The 19,973-nt window shown below is 48.0% G+C and carries 23 protein-coding genes; 11 read left to right on the forward strand and 12 right to left on the reverse strand.

The genetic code is table 11. The annotated features are described in order from the left end of the window. Positions 1 to 104: 104 nt before the first annotated feature. From arcC to arcA, 4 genes are read right to left on the reverse strand one after another with little or no spacing between them, the layout of a single operon-like run. A complete protein-coding gene (arcC, locus tag EAT1B_RS07320; protein WP_012727519.1) occupies positions 105 to 1,067 on the reverse strand; it encodes a carbamate kinase in 963 nt (320 codons plus the stop codon). Between the two features lie 14 nt (positions 1,068 to 1,081). Next, positions 1,082 to 2,557, reverse strand: coding sequence for an arginine-ornithine antiporter (arcD, locus tag EAT1B_RS07325; protein ID WP_012727520.1), 1,476 nt, complete (start codon positions 2,555 to 2,557; stop codon positions 1,082 to 1,084). Between the two features lie 52 nt (positions 2,558 to 2,609). Further along, positions 2,610 to 3,638 carry an ornithine carbamoyltransferase gene (argF, locus tag EAT1B_RS07330; RefSeq protein WP_012727521.1) on the reverse strand — a complete coding sequence of 343 codons (1,029 nt, stop codon included), beginning with the start codon at positions 3,636 to 3,638 and terminating at the stop codon, positions 2,610 to 2,612. A 21-nt stretch (positions 3,639 to 3,659) separates the two neighbouring features. Then, positions 3,660 to 4,889, reverse strand: a complete 1,230-nt coding sequence (arcA, locus tag EAT1B_RS07335) for an arginine deiminase (RefSeq protein WP_031422019.1) — start codon at positions 4,887 to 4,889, stop codon at positions 3,660 to 3,662. A gap of 322 nt (positions 4,890 to 5,211) precedes the next feature. Here arcA and mgtE point away from each other — a divergent pair, with 322 nt between their 5' ends. Then, positions 5,212 to 6,570: a magnesium transporter gene (gene mgtE, locus EAT1B_RS07340; RefSeq protein WP_012727523.1), complete on the forward strand. Its 1,359-nt coding sequence runs from the start codon at positions 5,212 to 5,214 to the stop codon at positions 6,568 to 6,570. A gap of 712 nt (positions 6,571 to 7,282) precedes the next feature. After that, on the forward strand, positions 7,283 to 9,061 hold the full coding sequence (locus EAT1B_RS07350; RefSeq protein WP_012727524.1) for a solute:sodium symporter family transporter: 1,779 nt from the start codon (positions 7,283 to 7,285) through the stop codon (positions 9,059 to 9,061). Between the two features lie 20 nt (positions 9,062 to 9,081). Here EAT1B_RS07350 and EAT1B_RS07355 read toward each other — a convergent pair whose 3' ends face one another. Then, a complete protein-coding gene (locus tag EAT1B_RS07355) occupies positions 9,082 to 9,981 on the reverse strand; it encodes a sensor domain-containing diguanylate cyclase (protein WP_012727525.1) in 900 nt (299 codons plus the stop codon). Between the two features lie 172 nt (positions 9,982 to 10,153). Between EAT1B_RS07355 and EAT1B_RS07360 the strand changes: the two genes are divergently transcribed. From EAT1B_RS07360 to EAT1B_RS07375, 4 genes are all read left to right on the forward strand, one after another. Beyond that, positions 10,154 to 11,170: a serine hydrolase gene (locus EAT1B_RS07360; RefSeq protein ID WP_012727526.1), complete on the forward strand. Its 1,017-nt coding sequence runs from the start codon at positions 10,154 to 10,156 to the stop codon at positions 11,168 to 11,170. Further along, complete coding sequence (locus tag EAT1B_RS07365) at positions 11,167 to 11,556, forward strand: GNAT family N-acetyltransferase (RefSeq protein ID WP_012727527.1); 390 nt, start codon at positions 11,167 to 11,169, stop codon at positions 11,554 to 11,556. Before EAT1B_RS07360 ends, EAT1B_RS07365 begins: the two co-directional genes overlap by 4 nt. An 11-nt stretch (positions 11,557 to 11,567) precedes the next feature. Beyond that, a complete protein-coding gene (locus EAT1B_RS07370) occupies positions 11,568 to 12,275 on the forward strand; it encodes an SDR family NAD(P)-dependent oxidoreductase (protein WP_012727528.1) in 708 nt (235 codons plus the stop codon). An 82-nt stretch (positions 12,276 to 12,357) separates the two neighbouring features. Next, the gene (locus tag EAT1B_RS07375; RefSeq protein WP_012727529.1) at positions 12,358 to 12,567 is read left to right on the forward strand and encodes a hypothetical protein; all 210 of its coding nucleotides are present in this window, start codon (positions 12,358 to 12,360) and stop codon (positions 12,565 to 12,567) included. An 18-nt stretch (positions 12,568 to 12,585) separates the two neighbouring features. Here EAT1B_RS07375 and EAT1B_RS07380 read toward each other — a convergent pair whose 3' ends face one another. Further along, positions 12,586 to 13,008 carry a hypothetical protein gene (locus EAT1B_RS07380; protein WP_012727530.1) on the reverse strand — a complete coding sequence of 141 codons (423 nt, stop codon included), beginning with the start codon at positions 13,006 to 13,008 and terminating at the stop codon, positions 12,586 to 12,588. Between the two features lie 143 nt (positions 13,009 to 13,151). Here EAT1B_RS07380 and EAT1B_RS07385 point away from each other — a divergent pair, with 143 nt between their 5' ends. Next, positions 13,152 to 14,144: an MDR family oxidoreductase gene (locus EAT1B_RS07385; protein WP_012727531.1), complete on the forward strand. Its 993-nt coding sequence runs from the start codon at positions 13,152 to 13,154 to the stop codon at positions 14,142 to 14,144. Between the two features lie 67 nt (positions 14,145 to 14,211). Here the strand turns inward: EAT1B_RS07385 and EAT1B_RS07390 are convergent, their stop codons facing one another. The 4 genes from EAT1B_RS07390 to EAT1B_RS07405 all read right to left on the reverse strand — a co-directional run bounded on the left by EAT1B_RS07390 (position 14,212) and on the right by EAT1B_RS07405 (position 16,693). Beyond that, positions 14,212 to 14,556: a general stress protein gene (locus EAT1B_RS07390; protein WP_012727532.1), complete on the reverse strand. Its 345-nt coding sequence runs from the start codon at positions 14,554 to 14,556 to the stop codon at positions 14,212 to 14,214. Positions 14,557 to 14,652: 96 nt separating this feature from the next. Further along, entirely contained in the window at positions 14,653 to 16,110 is a 1,458-nt protein-coding gene (locus tag EAT1B_RS07395) for a UDP-N-acetylmuramoyl-L-alanyl-D-glutamate--2,6-diaminopimelate ligase (protein ID WP_012727533.1), read from the reverse strand. Between the two features lie 152 nt (positions 16,111 to 16,262). Further along, entirely contained in the window at positions 16,263 to 16,463 is a 201-nt protein-coding gene (locus tag EAT1B_RS07400; RefSeq protein WP_012727534.1) for a hypothetical protein, read from the reverse strand. Beyond that, a complete protein-coding gene (locus EAT1B_RS07405) occupies positions 16,460 to 16,693 on the reverse strand; it encodes a WYL domain-containing protein (protein WP_012727535.1) in 234 nt (77 codons plus the stop codon). Before EAT1B_RS07405 ends, EAT1B_RS07400 begins: the two co-directional genes overlap by 4 nt. Before the next feature lie 121 nt (positions 16,694 to 16,814). Here EAT1B_RS07405 and EAT1B_RS07410 point away from each other — a divergent pair, with 121 nt between their 5' ends. Together EAT1B_RS07410 and EAT1B_RS15765 are read left to right on the forward strand one after the other, a co-directional pair. Next, positions 16,815 to 17,030 carry a hypothetical protein gene (locus tag EAT1B_RS07410; RefSeq protein WP_012727536.1) on the forward strand — a complete coding sequence of 72 codons (216 nt, stop codon included), beginning with the start codon at positions 16,815 to 16,817 and terminating at the stop codon, positions 17,028 to 17,030. 155 nt (positions 17,031 to 17,185) lie between these two features. After that, entirely contained in the window at positions 17,186 to 17,491 is a 306-nt protein-coding gene (locus tag EAT1B_RS15765; protein WP_012727537.1) for an RNA polymerase sigma factor, read from the forward strand. On the opposite strand, the gene EAT1B_RS07420 is transcribed toward EAT1B_RS15765, so the two are convergent. Together EAT1B_RS07420 and EAT1B_RS15870 are read right to left on the reverse strand one after the other, a co-directional pair. After that, positions 17,437 to 18,237: an HAD family hydrolase gene (locus EAT1B_RS07420; RefSeq protein WP_012727538.1), complete on the reverse strand. Its 801-nt coding sequence runs from the start codon at positions 18,235 to 18,237 to the stop codon at positions 17,437 to 17,439. The genes EAT1B_RS15765 and EAT1B_RS07420 overlap by 55 nt on opposite strands. A gap of 85 nt (positions 18,238 to 18,322) precedes the next feature. Beyond that, positions 18,323 to 18,508, reverse strand: coding sequence for a hypothetical protein (locus tag EAT1B_RS15870; protein WP_148209475.1), 186 nt, complete (start codon positions 18,506 to 18,508; stop codon positions 18,323 to 18,325). A gap of 127 nt (positions 18,509 to 18,635) precedes the next feature. Between EAT1B_RS15870 and EAT1B_RS07430 the strand changes: the two genes are divergently transcribed. After that, entirely contained in the window at positions 18,636 to 19,196 is a 561-nt protein-coding gene (locus EAT1B_RS07430; protein WP_012727540.1) for an RNA polymerase sigma factor, read from the forward strand. After that, a complete protein-coding gene (locus EAT1B_RS07435) occupies positions 19,193 to 19,915 on the forward strand; it encodes an anti-sigma factor (protein ID WP_012727541.1) in 723 nt (240 codons plus the stop codon). The genes EAT1B_RS07430 and EAT1B_RS07435 overlap by 4 nt, the downstream gene beginning before the upstream one ends. Positions 19,916 to 19,973: the final 58 nt, after the last annotated feature.

A 19,973-nucleotide genomic window follows, 5' to 3' on the forward strand; every position in this document is an offset into this window, starting at 1 on the left:
ACTGAATATGATAGCAATCTCATTTTTGGCATACAACCTTCGTTCCCCTTGAACCGGAGCAGAAAACAAAAAAGTCGCAAACGCTTCACGTCTGCGACACATTCTTATTGTTGGAGCGATGGAGCTAGGCGGACACGTGTGCCCGCTTCTCCGTCAATGGCTGCTAAAGCCTGATCGAGCGACGTGATGATGGCGACACGGTTCGTACCGGATTCGGCAAACTGAAGCGCCGCTCTCACTTTCGGCAACATACTGCCTGGTGCGAACTGTCCTTCCGCGATATAGGTCTCCATCTGTTCTTTCGATGTTTCTTGAAGTGCCATCTCGTCCGGCTTCCCAAAATTGACATACACATGTTCGACAGCCGTCAAAATGAGTAAGACGTCTGCGTTGACGAGGTCAGCCAGTTTCGCAGCCGCGAAATCTTTATCAATGACCGCTTCGATGCCGACGTATCCGTCCATTGTCTCCATAACCGGAATGCCACCGCCACCGGAAGCGACAACGATGTGCCCCGCTTCAACGAGTGTTCGAATGACGGCGTGTTCGGCGATTTTCATAGGGATTGGACTCGGCACCACACGACGATACCCTCGTCCTGCATCTTCTTTGAAGACGTAACCTGTCGTCCGTTCGAGATGGAGTGCCTCTTCTTCCGTATAAAACGGACCAATCGGCTTGGTCGGATGATGAAACGCACTATCGTTCGGATCGACAATACTTCGTGTCACGAGAGAGGCCACATGCTGTGCAAGACCACGTGCACGAAGCGCTTTGGTCAGTGCATTCTCGAACCAGTATCCAATCATCCCTTGCGTCATCGCACCACAGACATCAAGCGGCATCGCCGGTGTGGCCGAACTGTCTGATGCGGCTTGTTGCAACATCAGGTTTCCCACTTGCGGACCGTTCCCATGCGTGATGATGACCTCGACTCCTTCCGCGATGAGTGCAGCGAGAGATTCCGCCGTCGCCTCAACCGCCTGTATTTGTGCTTCGGCTGTCGCATCTTTCCCTTGTTGAATCGCATTCCCGCCTAAAGCGATGACCACTCGTTTTTTCTCCATATCCATACCCCCGATCAGATGACTGAAATATTACCCGATAGTATGCGTACGACTGCGAAGATGGCGAGTGCGGTCAACACACCGGCGACCATCCATTCCGTTTTAGTGAGTGACTTGATGCCATTTTCACGTTGCGCCTTCATGTAAAGAAGGGTTCCGGGTGCATATAAAAGTGTGGTGAGAAGTAAATAATCGATTCCAGCGGCGTAAATGAGCCATAGTCCATAAACGGAAGCGACCAATCCAATCGCTAAATCGCGTGTTTTTCGTTCACCGGAACTGTATCCGATTCCGTTCTTCGCCACTTTCACTTGGTAAAAGGCCGAGAACACGTATGGGATCAAAATCGCACTCGAAGCGAGAGAAAAGGCAAAGTTATATGCGGCATCTGAAATCAAGAATGTGAAGAGGAAGAGCTGAATCAACCCATTCGTTAGCCAAAGGGCATTGACAGGAGCTTGATTTTGATTCTCTTTCGTGAACCATTTCGGGAAGACTCCATCTTTGGCGGCAACGAATGGGATTTCTGCCGCTAACAGCGTCCAACCGAGCCATGCGCCAAGGACAGAGATGACGAGTCCCCCGTTGATGAGCATCGCACCCCACGGACCGACGGCCGACTCGAGCAAATATGCCATCGCTGGTTGCGAGGCGTTCGCTACATTTTCGGGAGTCATGAGACCGAGCGACATGATAGAAATGAGCAAATAAATGACGAGCGTTCCAAGTAGCCCAATAACGGTTGCTTTCCCGACGTCCGAACGTTTCCGAGCACGGCCAGATAGCACGACGGCCCCTTCCACACCGATAAAGACCCAAAGTGTCACGAGCATCGTCGAAACGACTTGGTCACGAACACTTCCCCATGAGAAGCCACCTTGTCCCCAAAAATCGAAGGTGAAGTTTTCGAGATTAAAGAAGAACAAGGTAATCGTAATGAATGCAAAAATTGGGACGAGCTTGGCAATCGTCGTGACGATGTTGATCATCGATGCCTCATGTACCCCACGTAAGATGAGTGTATGCACGAGCCAAAGCATAATCGATGCGCCAATAATCGACGCGATATTCTGTCCCCCTTCAAAAATCGGGAAGAAATAACCAACCGAACTGAACAGCAGTGTGGCATACGCCACGTTTCCAAGCCAGGCAGACAACCAATATCCCCATGCCGAGTTAAATCCGACGAACGATCCAAAACCTGCCCGTGCATAGCTGTATACGCCACCATCGAGATCTGGACGACGCATCGTCAAATTTTGAAAACTGAGACCGAGCGCGATAATCCCGATTCCCGTGATGACCCAACCAATAAGAATGGCACCCGCATTCGCACCTTGCGCCAAATCGGCAGCCAAGTTAAAGGCGCCACCGCCAATCATCGACCCGACGACAAGTGCCGTCAACGCTCCGAGACCTAACCGCTTATCTTTCTTTTCAGGATGTACTCCAGCCGAACCACCTGAGTCATGCTCCAACTTCGTAGACATTCTACTCATCCCTTTCGCTTATTTTAAAGCAGGAGGGGGAATCCCCTCCTCGTCAACGATCAAGCCATTCGCGTGTCTCCGTGAGCGTCGCCGCCATCACCGCCTTGATGGTATGCATCCGGTTTTCCGCCTCATCAAATACGAACGAATGACGACTGCGGAACACTTCATCGGTCACTTCCATTTCCGTCAACCCGTACTGTTCGTGAATCGCTCGACCGACTTCCGTTTCTAAGTCGTGGAAGGCAGGGAGGCAATGTAAGAACATGATGTCTGGATTGCCACTCTTTTGAAGCATGTCCATGTTCACTTGATATGGTCGCAACAGTTCAATCCGTTCTGCGAATGCCGCTTCCTCGCCCATCGATACCCAGACATCCGTGTAGACGACGTCCGCTTGATTCATCGCTTTCTCAATGCTCTCCGTCAAGGTGATCACAGCACCGGTTTCAGCAGCGACCGACTTCGCATAGTTCACGATTTCGTCAGATGGCCAGAGCGATTTCGGTGCACAGATCCGCATATCCATTCCTACTTTTGCACCACCGATCAACAGCGTGTTGCCCATGTTGTTCCGTCCGTCGCCCACGTACACGAATTTGATTCCGGCAAGTTCTCCTTTTTGTTCTTTCACCGTCAAAAAGTCAGCCAAGATTTGGGTCGGGTGATACAAGTCGGTCAAGCCGTTCCATACCGGTACGCCTGCGTCTTTCGCAAGACCTTCGACCGTCTCGTGGGCGAAGCCACGGAACTGAATGCCGTCAAACATGCGCCCGAGGACGATTGCGGTATCGCGCACCGATTCTTTCTTCCCGAATTGAATGTCATTCTTGCCTAAATATTCGGGATGCATCCCTAAATCGATGGCAGCAACGGTAAACGCACACCGCGTCCGCGTCGATGGTTTTTCAAAGAGCAAGGCAATGTTTTTACCTTCACAAATCCGATGTGGAACACCTTGTTTTTTCTGACGTTTGAATGCAGCAGACAAATCGATCAAGTAGTTGATTTCTTCACCCGAAAACTCGTTTAGCGATAAAAAATGACGACCTTTCAAATCAAAATTGAACGTTGTAGACATACTGCTTCCTCCTTATCACATTTAGATGTCTTGGCGGATAATCGGACAACTCATGCAACGTGGACCCCCACGTCCGCGCGATAGTTCACTCGACATGATTTCGATTACTTCGACGCCTTCTTTACGAAGTAACTCATTCGAGACATAGTTTCGGTCATACGTGACCACGACACCCGGGGCGATGGCGAGCGTGTTCGATCCATCATTCCATTGTTCGCGAGCCGCTGCGATCGGATCGCCACCGCCACAAGGAATCAACGTCGCCTCTTGTAAGCCAAGGACGTCTTTTAACACCTTCAACAAATCCGAGTGCTGAGCAATCTGAAGTTCACCTTCCGCGTTTAGCGTGAGCTCGAAAATGTTCATCTTCCCTTCCGGTCCTTGAATGAACGGATGGATGGTGAATTTATCATGATCGACCATCGTGAAGACGGTATCAAGATGCATGAAGGCGCGTGATTTTGGAATTTCGATGGCGATGACTTTTTTGAAGCTGTCTCCATGCTTGAGTAGGTTGAGGGCGACACGCTCGATGCCTTGCGCGGTCGTTCGTTCCGAGATGCCGATGGCGACGACTTCTTTCGACAAGACGAGTTCGTCTCCCCCTTCCATCGCAAACCGATAATCACGGTCCGACCAGATGGGAACATCATGTTTTGCAAAGCGTGGGTGATAGCGCATAATGTATTGCGTGAAGAGCGATTCACGGCGACGTGCCGGTTCTTTCATGCGGTTGATGGAGAGTCCGTGACCGATTGCAGCGGCCGGGTCTCGTGTAAAGTAGAGGTTTGGCATTGGATCCAAAAAGAAGGGGTACGTATCTTCAATCATTTCATGCAGATGTCGGCGTTTTTCTGGCTTGATCTCCGATTTCCGGATACCGGCCATCACCGTCTCTATCAACATTTCGTTATCAAAATCGAGTAAATACTCTTTTAATGTTTCGTAAGAACCGTTGATATTTGATTTGGACTCCGATAAGATATCCGCGACAAACTTTTCGCGCACACCAGGGAGTGATAACGTTTCGGCCATTAGTTTTTCGAGGTAAAGGACTTCCACACCACGATTTTGAAGCGCACTCGCAAAATAATCGTGCTCTTTTTGAATGACCGGCAAATGGGGAATATCATCGAACAAGAGGCGCTCTAAATATTCTGGAGTAAGGTTCTCTAACTCCCGGCCCGGTCGCTTCAGTAATACCGTTTTTAATTCTCCAATTTCTGAATACACATGAATCGGATGTTTCAGCGTCGTATCTTGTGAAATCGGTTGATTCGTCATTGAGATCATCTCGCTTCCTCCTTGTGATTCGGGTGTGTGACTACCCTTACCTTATCACTTTACCAAATTTGCGAATGTCTAATCCGGCACTTCATCTGTTGCCGATTCCGCATCGATATGAATAAATGTTCACCTTTGTGAATGAACAAACAATGCCCCAGAAATCAGGACGATGACAAGGGGAAATAAGATGTATGGCTGATGTATAGCATCGCCCTAAAAAAAGCAGAAAACTTTTTTTATTCACCGTAAAATAAATTGAAAACGTGAGAGATCAGGATGTGAGCATATGAAAATTGAAGAAACGGAATACAACGAACATGAAGCAGCGCTTCGTACATTGATTCAAAAGGGAGACCCGGTCGATTTTCAAGATCTATTCCTCTCCCTCCACCCGGGTGAACAGGCGGATCATTTTATCGAACTAAACCAACATGAGCGGTCGTTCGTGTATCGAACCATCTCCCCTGAGGTATTCACAGATCTATTTGAAAAGCTGACGTTAGAAGAGCAATGTACATTCATCCAAGAAACACCTCAGTCGTATGCCGTCCGAATCTTGAATGAAATGTATTCGGACAACGCGGCCGACTTGATGCGGGAACTACCCGATGCGTTCATGGACACGCTATTTGAGCAGATGGATGATATCGAGGAACAAGAAGTCAAAGATTTGATGCAGTATCCAGAAGAAACGGCCGGATCGCTCATGACAACTGAGTTTGTCGTCCTTCAAGCTGATAAGACGGTCGGACTGACCCTTGAAGAGTTGCGTGAACTCGGACCAGATGCCGAAACAATTTATTACCTATATGTGGTCGACCAAGCGCACCAACTGGTTGGTGTTGTCTCCTTACGTGATTTAATTGTCGCACCGCTCGAGGCGAAAATTGAAGACATCATGGGGTTCCGCGTCATCTCGGCAAACGTCATGACCGACCAGGAAGACTTGGCCAGGATTGTCCAGAAGTACGATTTGTTGGCCCTTCCCGTTATCGATGATCAGCAAAAGCTACTTGGCATCATCACGGTCGATGATGTATTAGATGTCATCGAGCGCGAAACGACAGAAGACTTTGAAGAACTCTCCGCGACGAAAGGTTCGTCTGATATCAACATGAGTCCGCTTGAAGCAGCGAAAAAACGTGCCCCTTGGATTGTCAGCCTCATGTTTCTCGGCATGATTACAGCTTCGACGATTGGCGGTTTCGAAGACACCCTTGAGACGATTGTGCTACTCGCTGTCTTCATGCCACTTGTCATGGGCTCTGCCGGGAACGCAGCCACGCAATCACTCGTCGTCGCTGTGCGCTCAATTGCACTCGGGACCATCAATCGAAAGAACGTCATGAAGATGATTCGACGCGAACTCGGAACCGGCATCATCTTAGGGATTGCGTGTATGATTGTCATTTTTGGCGTCATCTCGCTGCTATACGACAATATGCTGATCGGCTTCATTGTCGGAGTTTCTATCTTCGCCGCACTCAGTGTCGCCACGATGATTGGAACGATTGTCCCGCTTCTCATCAATCGCCTGAAGTTAGACCCCGCTGTCGCCTCTGGACCATTCATCACGACATTGATGGACAATCTAGGGCTCATCATCTACTTCACGGTCGCGACGTCCATGCTCCAATTCTTTTAACACTTGAGACATCGAGTGTCAGACTGTAGACAAAGTATAAGTCTTATGCCCAATCCGGACATGGCTCGCTTTCCTAGAGGCAAGCAGGGAGCCGCATCGCGACTGCGTCACTGCTGGGTCTCCCTTTGCTTGCTATTCCCTCAGGAGTCTCGCCTGCCCGTTCTTGGTCACCTTTTGTCCTTCATCCCATATAATGGTGTGAGAAGAACACATAGGGGTGGATCTGATGATTAACAAGCCGACACGATCCATCCTTCACGGTCTGACGAACGGAACGGATGTTGAACGGCGGCCCGAGGCGGATGATCTCGAGGTTGATGACGGGCGGGCTCGGTGTTTCCCTTCCCTTTCCCCTGATACATCGATTCGAAGTAAGTATCGAGCTTTTTCTTCGGCCGTCGTGGCCTTAGAAAAAGACAAACGGCCGCCAGATGACGACCGTTTGCGTTGCTCGCCCGACGGCGCCCCGACTCCTACAGGAAAGCAATCCGACGGAGACCCAGCAGCGACCTAGGTCGCGATGCGGCTCCGGGATTGCCTGAGGAAAGCGTGGGCGCCGGAAGGACGAGTTCGAACATGTTATTTGTCAACAAGCTGACACTCGAGACATCGAGTGTTTTTTATTTTCTCTGATCAAAATGACTACAGTACAACATTTTAGGGTATTTCCTAAAAATACATATAAAACATAAGTAAGGAATGAGGGGATTTCATGACATTTCAACAAGTACTCTACATACTCGTGACCGGCGCCCTGTTCATGGCGCTCGTCGCTTACGTCTCGTATCGCATGACGAGAGGAAAAGTCGAAAGCGCCGACGATTACTTCTTGGCTGGTCGCGGTTTAACGGGTGTCTTCATCGCGGGATCGCTCCTGTTGACCAACTTGTCAGCGGAACAATTGATTGGCTTGAATGGCCAATCGTTCGCCGGCAATATGTCGGCCATGGCTTGGGAAGTGACGGCCGGTATCGCCGCCATCATCATGGCGCTCTTTTTGTTGCCCCGTTTTCTTGGCATCGGAATTTCGACCATTCCTGAATTTTTAAGTCAGCGCTATGACGAAGACGTTCGTCGATTGACCGTCTTGTTATTTTTACTCGGCTATATGTGTGTCACGATTCCATCGATGCTGTACTCAGGTGGATTGGCCGTCCTGCAACTGTTCGACGTGCCGGCCCTTCTCGGCATCAGCTTTGAGCAGTCCCTTTGGCTCGTCGTCTGGTTCATTGGCATCATCGGGGCGATTTATGCCATCTTCGGAGGCCTTCGTGCCGTCGCCGTATCGGACACGTTGAACGGAATCGGACTCATCATCATTGGATTCCTCGTTCCGACGCTCGGTTTCCTCGCACTAGGGGACGGGAATCTGTTGGACGGGATGAAGACGATTGCGACGACGAATCCCGAAAAGTTGAACGCCATCGGCTCAGCCAACGACTCGGTCCCGTTCCTATCCATTTTTACCGGAATGATTTTTGCGAACTTATTCTACTGGGCACTGAATCAATACGTGATTCAACGGGCCCTCGGTGCAAAAAACTTAGCAGAAGGTCAAAAAGGCGTTCTCTTTACCGGCTATTTAAAGTTACTCGTTCCAATCTTTATGTTGTTACCTGGTGTCATCGCGTTTCACTTGTACGGGTCGAACGTTGAGAAGGCCGACCTCGCTTATCCGAGTTTGATCGCCGAGCTGTTACCGATGTGGCTCATGGGCTTCTTCCTCGCTGTCTTACTCGGTGCCGTATTCAGCTCGTTCAACTCGCTTTTGAATAGTATCGCGACGCTCTTCGTTCTTGACATTTACAAACCGAAGTTCAAACCGGATGCCTCTGACCAAGACTTGATCCGTGTCAGCAAATGGTTCGGGACGTTCGTCGCACTCGTCTCGTTCTTTGTCGCCCCGAATCTTATGTATGCGCCAGATGGCTTGTGGGACTTGATTCGTCGATTCACCGGTTTCTTTAACATTCCGATTCTCGTCATCGTCTTAATCGGGATGCTTGTCAAACGTGTGCCGCCAATCGCCGCGAAGACCGTCGTCTTTTTCCACGTCATCGCCTACTATTTCCTCGTGTGGGGGACGAAACAATGGTTCGGCGTCGAAATCGGTATCAACTTTATCCATATTTACGGAATCCTCTTCGTCATCGAGACGGGGATCATGCTCGTATTTGCGCGTGTGCGACCGATGCTTCAAGCAAATCCTATCCGAATCGAACTAGGGAGGGTCAAACCATGGCGTCATGCCCTTTCGACATCCATTTTGCTCGTCGCTTCGATGATTTTCGTTTACCTTGTCTTCTCGCCAATTGGACTCGCTTATGCGAACGGCATCGTTTCCGGATGGTTTGTTCCACTGACAGCAGGACTTGTCGTCGTCACGTCCGTACTCATCTGGGCATCATACCGCTACGGCATTTCTCGTTATGAACGCTATCTAAACAATTTGGGTGAAGAGCCGTCCGATGTAGAAGAACAAAGTAGCTAAACCAATAGACCTCCTTGAACTTACACGTCGAGGAGGTCTATTTTTTGTTGTCGCTTCCGTTCATACATGGCATCGTCCGCACGTTGCCAAAGCGCCTCAATCGTTTCTGGACGAGACGCCCACGCCAACCCGATGGCGACAGAAATCGATTCTTTTTGACAAGTCGCTTCGATTTGACGAACCATTCGTTCACATGCATCCTCAGGCATCATCTCTAGAAACAAGACGAATTCATCTCCCCCTAACCGATATACGGAGGATTCGATATCTTGTAGGATTGTCCCGACTCGTTTCAACAAATGGTCACCAGCAGAATGTCCTTCCTCGTCGTTCACGACTTTCAAATCGTTCACATCCAGCACGATGATTCCGACGTTACACACATTTTCAGCTTGAGCAATCGTCTCTTCAAACGCCCGACGATTGAAGACACCGGTCAAACTATCGTGGCGACTTTCGTACATGAGACGTTCACGCTCGGTCATGGCTGCTTCGATGTTCCGAATCACACCTTGAACCGCTACGATTTCACCATTCTCATAGATTGGAGTCGTATATTCCTCGAACCATACATAAGCGCCGTCATTCGTGCGCCATCGCTGAAGAATCGCTTCTTCGTAGTTGACGCGTCCCGCCACTTTATCGAGTAATAGTCGCCGATCGTCCGGGTGGATTCTCCGAAAGCACTCTTGTGCATCTGAATAACTTCGCATCACCGTTCCTTCTCCAAGATATAAATCTAAAGAAGGACTGATGTATCGGAAACGCCAAGTCGGTTTCGTTTCAAAAATGTAAATGACATCTTTCGTTTGATTCCCGAAATGCATAAACGAAAGAGACGGTGCATGTGGCTGTGGACGTTTGTATAGCCACAAGGCAATCAAAAATCCAACGAGTATCCCCCAGAAGAATAACGTCATTGAATCCACTTCCTCTCTGTTCGCCCATATCGTACCACGTTCGAGGTCAGACACCTGTCTCAATTCCTGTTATTTGGTAAATGTTTTTTTGAAAATTGAGTAAATTTCAGAGAGATTGTGACGGACATGATATAGTCGACTTATTGAATCACTCAATACACGGAGGTTTCTCATGACACATTTCACACATCCACCGATCGACGAGACATGTTCGGGTGTCTATTTGGTCACGAATCGAAACGGATCGATCCACCAGTCATACGGCTATGCGAATCGCTCAGAACAGATTCAACATGACGTGACGACACGGTTCGGAATCGCGTCCGGTTGCAAGCTGTTTACAGCAATCGCGATTTCTCAGTTAGTCGAGCAAGGGAAACTATCCTTCTCCACCTCGCTTGACTCGTTTCAAACATTCGACTTACCTCATCTGTCACCAAACGTCACCGTGCATCAACTGTTGACGCACACGTCGGGAATCCCTGACTATTTTGATGAATCCGTCTCTGATGACTTTGAAGCGCTATGGCATGATATTCCGATGTATCGACTTCAACAGTTACGTGATTTTTTACCGCTGTTTCAACAAAAATCCATGAAAGACGAGCCGGGGTCTCGATTCTCCTACAACAATGCGGGGTATATTCTGTTAGGGTTGATTGTGGAAGAAGTGACCGGTCAATCTTTCACCGATTACGTCGAACAATCGATTTTTCAGCCTGCCGGTATGACCGATTCCGGATACTTTTCACTCGATGCCTTGCCTTCTAAAACAGCACTCGGTTATATCGACCACCCGGACGGCACATGGCGTACAAACCAATATGCGATTCCAATCAAGGGAGGAGCAGATGGCGGAGCTTATGTGACCGTTCAAGATATGACCCGTTTTTGGAAAGCATTGTTTTCACATCAGCTACTGGACGCCGCATCCACCTCCCTCCTTCTCACACCACATGTGATGATCAATGACCGCGGCGGAAGTTATGGATACGGACTTTGGATTCAACATCACGCGTCGGGAGACGTCTATAAATATCATGTGATGGGATATGACCCCGGTGTCAGTTTCCATTCGGGTTACTATCCAGAAATCGATACCATCTCGGTTATTTGTTCAAATCAATCAGATGGGGCGTTCGACATGATGAAACAGATTGAAATACAGATTGGAGAGCGGCTCGAATGAACATTCGGAATTATATGGAATCAGACTTTGACTCGATTCAACAACTCAATCACGACGAAGGTTGGAACCAATTGGTAGAACGTGACGCATTGACCCGTGAGGCATGGCGTCAATCCAACGTCGCCTATGTAATGGAATCTGAAGAGGGGACGATAATCGCTTATTTGCGCGGATTGACTGATACGACAGTCAGTTTGTATGTCTGTGAACTGTTGGTTGCATCCGCATATCGGAAACGCGGCCTCGGTGAACAGCTACTCCGACACGTCCATACACTTTATCCAGACACACGGCTTGAGATGCTCGCAAGTCAAAACTCGTACACATATTATGAAAAATTACGGTTCCGTCCGTTTTATGGGTTTCGAAAAACGATTCACGAATAGGAGGAATGGATATGAAACTTGCTCTCATTACCGGCGCATCACGTGGTCTCGGTCGCGCAATCGCTCAGGAACTACAAGCTAGAGATTACGAGGTAGTCGGTCTCTCTCGCTCACAGGCAGAAGACGTTACGTATCAACAACTACCTGTCGACCTCTCAAACATCTCAGGAATTGAAACAACCATCAAAGACATCACTCCACTTCTAGAGAATGCCGATTCGATTCTTCTTGTTCAAAATGCAGCATGGATTGAACCGATTCATCGTGTCGGACAATTAGATGGCGAGAAAGTGACCGCTCATGTCCACGCTAACTTGCTTGCGCCGATGCTACTGGCGAATGCGGTCCTTGCTTTCGATAAGCCGACTGAGTTGATTCATGTGACTTCTGGCGCTGCTAAGCGTCCGATCTCAGGTTGGAGCGCATATTGTGGCACGAAAGCAGGACTCGATCATTTCACAGAGACGCTTGCACTAGAGCTAGAAGGAACCTCACATCGTGCAGCTCTATTCAATCCAGGTGTGATGGATACGTCCATGCAGACGGAGATTCGTTCTTCTTCGAAAGAGGCGTTCGCTGACCTTGAACAATTCCGTTCATACGAAACAGAAGGACGACTCCGCTCTCCTGAGACGGCTGCTCGTGTATTTGCTGAACAGTTGATTGACCGCCCTCTAGAAAATGGCAAGACGTATTCGATTTACGACTTGATTAAATAATTTACCAGGTCAAAAAAAGAAACACCCTTCTCTCATCAAACCGTCTACACTACATGCATAGATACGTGAAAGGGTGAATTCTATGAAAACAATCGCTGGAGGATTACTGCTATTTGGACTGTTCAGCCTCACCATGTCATTCACAATGATTGGAGATACCGCCGTCGTCGGGGCGATGGTGAGTGGCGTTTCAATTTTATGTAGTGTCGGCTTATTATTTGGAGCGACTGAACTCAGTCGGATCCGTCACGACCTGCTCCACGACAAAAAAACGTCTTTCCCATCTGAATGAGGGAAAGACGTTTTCGATTCAATCTTCTTCGTATTCCTCTAATAGATCATCAACATCGTATTCTTCGAAGTCATCTTCATCGATAAAGATATCGCGATCGTTCACGACATGAATCGGACCATTGGCCACATCGATTCGAATCGTCCACGCCCAAGGAATGCGTAATCGGTTATAAACACCTGTCCAGAACTCCATTGACTCTTGCTCATACTGTTCAAATTCTGTCAGAAGTTCTTTGAACGACACGCCTGTTAACTGGAAGTTTGAATCTTGGAGCCGTTGAAGCGCATGATGCTTCGCTTCTAATTCGGCCGCTCGAACCATTTCCTCAGCTGTCGCCATCTCCAGGATCGTCCCGTCCGGTGGGAGAATATCGTATACGTTGAACAATTCGCCTTCTTCTACTTCTACATCGTCAAACTCATAGTCATCGTGCCGCATACTACATTCCTCCTTACGCAATTTGAATCCCCTCTATTGTACCACTCTCTACCCGTTTCCCCCTAAAGATTCGTGCATATATTTCATTTTGCGAGGGAAAGACTGTTAGAGTGAAGACATCCATAGGAAAAGAGGTTAAGCAGATGAATGAATCATTCCAAGCACTCGTGCTCGACCAGCACGAGGAACGCCTTCATGCCGAAGTAAAAGAAGTACAAGCCGATGTCCTTCCGAAAGAAGAGGACGGAAATGTGTTAGTGGAAGTTCACTACTCTGCGTTGAACTATAAAGACGCGCTCGGATTAACGACTTCTGGTAAAATCGTCAATCGCTATCCGTTCATTCCGGGATGCGAATTCGTTGGAACTGTCGTCGAATCAGACTACCTCGACATCAAAGTTGGCGACGAGGTAATCGCCACTGGTTTCGGGATTGGGGAACGGCACTTCGGTGGATTTAGCCAGTATGCGCAAGTACCGGGGAAATGGCTCGTGAAGTTACCGAAAGGAATGAGCATGCGAGATGCAATCGCCATCGGAACACCAGGACTTACCGCCATGCTTTCCATTGATGCACTCGAACACGCAGGTGTGCGTCCGGGTGAAGAAGTACTTGTCACAGGCGCGACAGGTGGTGTCGGAAGCTTCGCGATTACGTTGCTTCGTCGTCTCGGCTACCATGTCGTCGCCTCCACCGGCAAAACAGATTCACCATACTTACGCTCACTCGGTGTCGAGACGATCATCGATCGAAGCGAATTAGAAGGCCCTGCCCGTCCCCTCGCCAAGCAACGTTTCGATGCCGCCATTGATTCGGTCGGTGGAAATACACTCGCCAACATCTTGAGTCAGATACGATATGAAGGTGCTGTCGCCGCATGCGGTCTCGTCGGAGGCGCAGAGTTGCCAACGAGCGTCTATCCGTTTATTTTACGCGGCGTGAAGCTCATCGGCATCGATTCGGTCATGCAACCCATGGTTCGTCGTACGAACGCATGGGAACGTCTCGAAGAACTCATCGACCTGAAAGTCCTCAATGAGATGATCCATGAGATTCCGTTACACGACGTCCTTCGCCACGCCGAAGCGATGATGCGTGGTGAATTGAGCGGTCGCACCATCGTTCGTCTTCGCTAAGCCCATCAAAAGAGGCTGAATCATTCACGATTCAGCCTCTTTCCTCTCTATTCTCCATGGTGTGGAATCAGATAGTGAATCCGGCAGGTGCGTCTTTCACGACGACGAGTACTTTGCCTTGATCTAACTTTTCTTCGAGACGCTCTGATTCTTCTTTTGTGAAGCCGAGCTCTTGAAAATCGGCTCGCAGTTCGTCCCCTTTTTTGCGGAACACGTTTTTGGCGGCTGTCCCCAAACCGACATCACTTGCCGAGACGGTGTTCGCATCGGCATTGTCCGCGACACGTTTACTCCGGTCATCGTCATGTGTGATGACGTAAATGTTGGATTCATCAATCCCATTTGTTTTCATCGATTGAACGGCGGTAACGACTTCTTCATCATTTGTAAATTCTTTGTACAAAACTGACATGTCTATTCTCCTCCTTCAATTCTACTACATTATTAGTTATTACCTTCCTTCCTGTTCTTCACACATTAAAAAACGATGACAAACGTCATCGTTTTGTTAAACGGCAGGTTCCTGCCCTTTTCGCTTTTTCAATTCTTCTAATAAAATGTTCGATTCATTGAATGGAATCGACTGGCGACCGATCCGTTCGATGTGGTCATGTCCTTTTCCGACGACCACGACACGCTTTCCTTCTAAAGCTTGCGTGGCCGCATGTCGAAGGGCCTCTTCCCTTGCTTCAAACGTCACATACTTCACATCCGGTTGGATACCTTTTACTAAATCACGAATGATTTGTTTCGGGTCTTCCATGCGGACATCATGTACGGTGACAATCACCTCGTTCGAATAGCGACTTGCGATACGTCCCATATCTTGACGTTTCGTAGGATCACGGTCTCCTGCCGCACTTAACACGACGACAAGTGCACGGTCGTCTTGTTGCAATGTGGATAGACATTTCTCTAGCCCGTCTGGTGTGTGGGCATAGTCAATATAAATCTCAGCATCCTCTGTAGCCAAACGTTCCAACCGCCCTTTTGGCAAAGTGAGTCCCGGAACATTTGAAACGATGGTCCGTAGCGCCATATCCGAAGTCGACACGAGCCCGATTGCCGCTGCTAAGTTCGCCGCATTGAACGCCCCCATGAATCGAACGGGCACTTCGAGCTTGAACTCCTTCATCCTGACGAGTACCGTCTCGTCACGCCAGATGACTTGTACATCCGCCTCTACATCTACTGTCGTGCTATACATAATCGCTCGACGTGTCGGCGCAAACTCAGCCATGACATGACTAGCCGAATCTTCCGCATTTAACACGATCGCCTCACCGTTCGTCACTTCCACCTGTTCAAACAATCGCGCCTTGGCCCGGGCATACTCATCCATCGAACGATGGTAGTCCAAATGGTCATGCGTCAAATTCGTAAACGCGGCCGCATGAAAGTGGATTCCCGCTACGCGACCTTCCATCAAGGCATGCGATGATACTTCAAGTACGCAATCCGTGACGCCTGCATCGACCATCTCTGCTAAGATGCGATGTAAGACGACGGCTTCTGGTGTCGTATTGGCTGTCTCAATCGTTTGATTATGGAAACGCGCGCCAATCGTACTCACGATTCCTGCACGACGTCCTGAAAGACGTAACAAGTCATAAGTCAATGTCGCCGTCGTAGTTTTTCCATTCGTTCCTGTCACACCGTATATACGCATCCGATGAGAGGGGTGATCATAAAATACACTCGCAACCTCTCCTGCCGTCTGTTTCGTATCGGCAACAACCACATTCGGAACATCGAGATCGAGTGGATATTCTGAGATGACCGCACTCGCACCGTTGGCGACGGCGTCCTCCGCGAACTTATGACCGTCAACCGTATAACCGCGAATGCAAATAAAGACATTCCCTGAACTGACCTTCCTGGAATCGGTTTCGACTCCGGTCACCCATGGATCAAAAATGTCATCCATCTCATTTTGTAAAATGGCGGATAAACGTTTCGTTCTCATGCTGTGTACGTCCTTTCTCATGGGTGTCGCTAGGTTCATAAAACCTTATCGTCATGTTACTAGATTTTAACGGCAATTGAGATGACAAATATATTACTTCCCGTTTTCAAAGAAAAGCAATCACTTCACAAAAAAAAACCTAGACGTTGCACTCACGTACTAGGTTCCTCCATTTTGAATGCTAAATTGTATTTTAGTAGCTCCGCCTCAAGGACAAAAAGGGCATTCGGTCCGATTCCATGCCAACTCGCAACCTCACGGCGTGTATAGGGACACAAGTCATGTAAGGATTCGATTTCTTTGGCAACTAAGGCTCTTTTAGCTGGCGCTGCTAACGTTGGTAAGGCAATCATCCAATCTCCGCCTTTCGCTTTCTAAATCGTTCGTTGATGGGAAGACAGGCAAGAACTTGCTCGATTCGAAACGTTCGTCTCGCTTGTTTATTCAAATCCCATGCCACCACGTACTCTCCTTGCACTTTAATCAGTTTGACCCGCCGCTCTGAAAATGTCCCATGTCGATCGACATACACCATTTCTGTGACTTGTCCCGAACGCATCCATCGTAACAATTCTTCTCTCATCCTGTTTTCCCTCCTTTATTTTCATTATACAGAACATTTGTTCCTATTTCTATTGATAAGCTGTTCGCTGATTCAAATTTCGATTATGATGAAGGAAATCAAATGAGAGAGGAAAAAACCGATGACTTATGTATTATTACTGATCTTGGCTGCCTTTTTATTCGGGGCAATGATTTTCGCTGCGCTCGCGTTACCAAACCTTCGCAACATTTTATTCAATCGTGGCAGTTTGTTCAATCAACAGAGTGAAACCGTCACTTGTCCGAAGTGTAAAACATCATTCAAACGCGCGCCGGGAGACGCACAAACTTGTCCGAATTGTTATCACACTTTTTGAATCGTTGAGGGGCATGCATATTCGACCGCAATTCTTCATATTCCTTGGTTTAAATGGGAGCAAATGAGTGAAAGAACAGAAAGGATGCTTTATCTGAGTAAAGTTCCTGATTCTTTTATCGTTGAAACCTTCATTCCATACGAAAGGAGTTGCATATGCTTCCTACACTCGATGAACGCCTGGTCGATCAAATTCGTCTTAAAAATCGCCAAGCCTTAGAACATTTATACTCACGCTATGAAAGTTTACTTTATCGATATGCGCTTCATCTGAATGACCATCCTGCAACTGCAGAGGCGGCCTTGACCGATTTATTTTGTCGGATTTGGCAACAACGTCTTCACTTCAATCCACATTCCGAAACGATTCGTGCGACCCTCATCCGTTCATTAGAGGAAATCATGCACTATATGAAAGAGGACAAATCAGATTCCAATACTTCTAAAATCCCTTCTGCATAAGGTTTTGTTGTCATCTCCGGATACATCTGTTTTGCCTGTTCGGTCGCATTGCTCACTAAATAGCCTTTTCCTACATGCGCTAACATCCCAAGGTCATTCCCACTGTCGCCGAACGCATATGTTTCTTTGCGTAAGAAGGAAACAGTGGTGCATACATATCGAACACTGGATTCTTTTCCGGCATGGATTGGATAAAAATCAATATCCCATGCATCCATCGGATCACCCGCTTGCGGATTGCATTGGCTGATGTTGACAGCAATACCTTCTTGATCAGCTAGCATGCGAAGCGTTTCGCTCCAAGACCCGATTTGGTCACGGATGTAATAGCTACGGATCCAAGGACTCGTCCCAAAACCCGGTTGCGCTTCTAGTTCAATCCGCATCTGTTCAATCTGTGACGCAACACGTTCCACACGAGATATAAAATCACTCGGGAATAACGCTTGATAGGATTCTTCTAAAGAAAACGTTCCGTCTACGTCAATATGATACAATTCCGTACCTAAACTTGAAGCGATACGGTGAGGCCAAAAGCGAAGGTTTGCCTGTTCAACTTTTTCACGTAGCGATTTGAGTGAACTACCTGTCACCCACATCGTTGACAATCGATGGGAATATTGTTCCAAAAAATCTTCGAGCCGACGAACGGATGCCAATTGTTCCGGTGTACATGCATGAGGAAAGTAGGTCTCATCAAAATCAAAACATATGAGGATGTGTCCCTCATTCGTAAATCGCTTCATGATATCGTCTCCTTATCGTTTTCTCTTCCTCCTATAGTACAATGAAACAAAGGAGGCATCTTATGATTTCACGAATCTCTCGAGCTTATTGCCAAATGAGTAGCTTGATTACCGGATTTTTTATTGTATTTGCTTTTCTTTTTGGCATTCGCACATACTTCTTATGGACGACGATGAGCTCTCCCTTAACTGCGATTGGCTTGATGCTGATGACGGCGATTGGACTAAGCTTCATCACGTACCAGCTTTCAGAGAAATTAAGATTATTCATCTATTCGAAGCTTCCGGATCAAGCAGTGACATGTTCAATAAATAGTCACACAAAATAGGCATCCATTTTTCGATTTTATACGTTAGATCAATACAAGGGACATCCCTTCTGCGCAAAGGAGTATGTTATGACTGACTTAGAGTTATATGAGCGTGTCAGGCAAAAGGACAAAGAAGCGCTCGAAATATTGTATGATCGATACGAACGCATTTTATACGCATTTGTCCTACAACTGACAAAAGATCGTGATTTGGCCGAAGAAGCCATGCAAGAAGTATTCATCAAGCTTTGGCGTGGCGGAGGCGTTTACGATGAGTCAAAAGGAAAATTTCGTTCTTGGCTCTTCACAATGAGCCGTCATGTGGCCATTGATTTAATTCGGAAGCGTAAACCGGATTTACAATTAGATGAATCTTACGCTGAGGCCATCCCTTCCGACTCACCGTCCGTCGAGAAAGAAGTCGAGTGGCAAGAAGAGCGCGCCCAAATCGAGACAGCCATGGCCACATTACCAGCCGAACAACAGCAGGTCGTTCGACTCATGTATTTTCAAGGATTGAGCCAGCAAAAAATTGCTGATGCATGCGGCATCCCGCTCGGAACGGTAAAAGGAAGGATTCGACTGGCGCTAAGGCAACTGAGGAAACAGTTATCCCATGAATTCATCGGAAAGGAGGTAGAACAATGAACGCATGCGACCAATTGATTGACTACTTCAACCAACATTTAACGGAAGAAGAACGAATGAAATTTGAACAACATCTGGCAACGTGTAAAGACTGTCAAGAAGAGCTCGAACAACTTGAAGCTCTTGTCGGTGGCGTCGCGTTCTTGTCTACTCCGACTGAGCCACCCCGAGGCATGAAAGCGCGTGTCCTCGATCGTGTATTCGAAGAAGAAGACAATGAACCCGTCATAACAACCGACACTTCTACATCAGTTCCACCGGTGACACCGTTCAAACAGAAGAAGAAACGGAACGTACCGGTCTGGGGAACGGTCGCTTTAGCAGCGGCACTCCTCCTCTCCTTGATTGGGAATGGATATTTGCTTACCAATCAGCCTGATGCCCCTGCCATCGCGTTAACCGAAACGATTCCACTCGACGGCGAATCGGAAGGGACCGCTTACCTTGCAGAGCAGGACGGTGCGACACAACTGATCGTCCAAACGAATGGTCTAGCCTCACTCGATGCCAATGAGGTATATCAAGTATGGCTATTAAAAGATGGTGCCCCGATTCCGACCGGCGCTTTTGTCACCGATGACAAAGGGAACGGGACGGTTATCTACACGCTCGACTCAGATGAAGTCGACGTCGACTGGGATACCGTCGCCGTCACAAAAGAACCGAATCGTGGCAATGAAACGCCACAAGGTGAAATCGTCTTAAGTGCTAGTCTTTAATTCCTGAACCGGACACATCCGCTGTCCGGTTTTTTGTTATGATGAACCAAAGGAGTGA

The organism is Exiguobacterium sp. AT1b (assembly GCF_000023045.1).
In the GTDB taxonomy this organism is placed as follows: domain Bacteria; phylum Bacillota; class Bacilli; order Exiguobacteriales; family Exiguobacteriaceae; genus Exiguobacterium.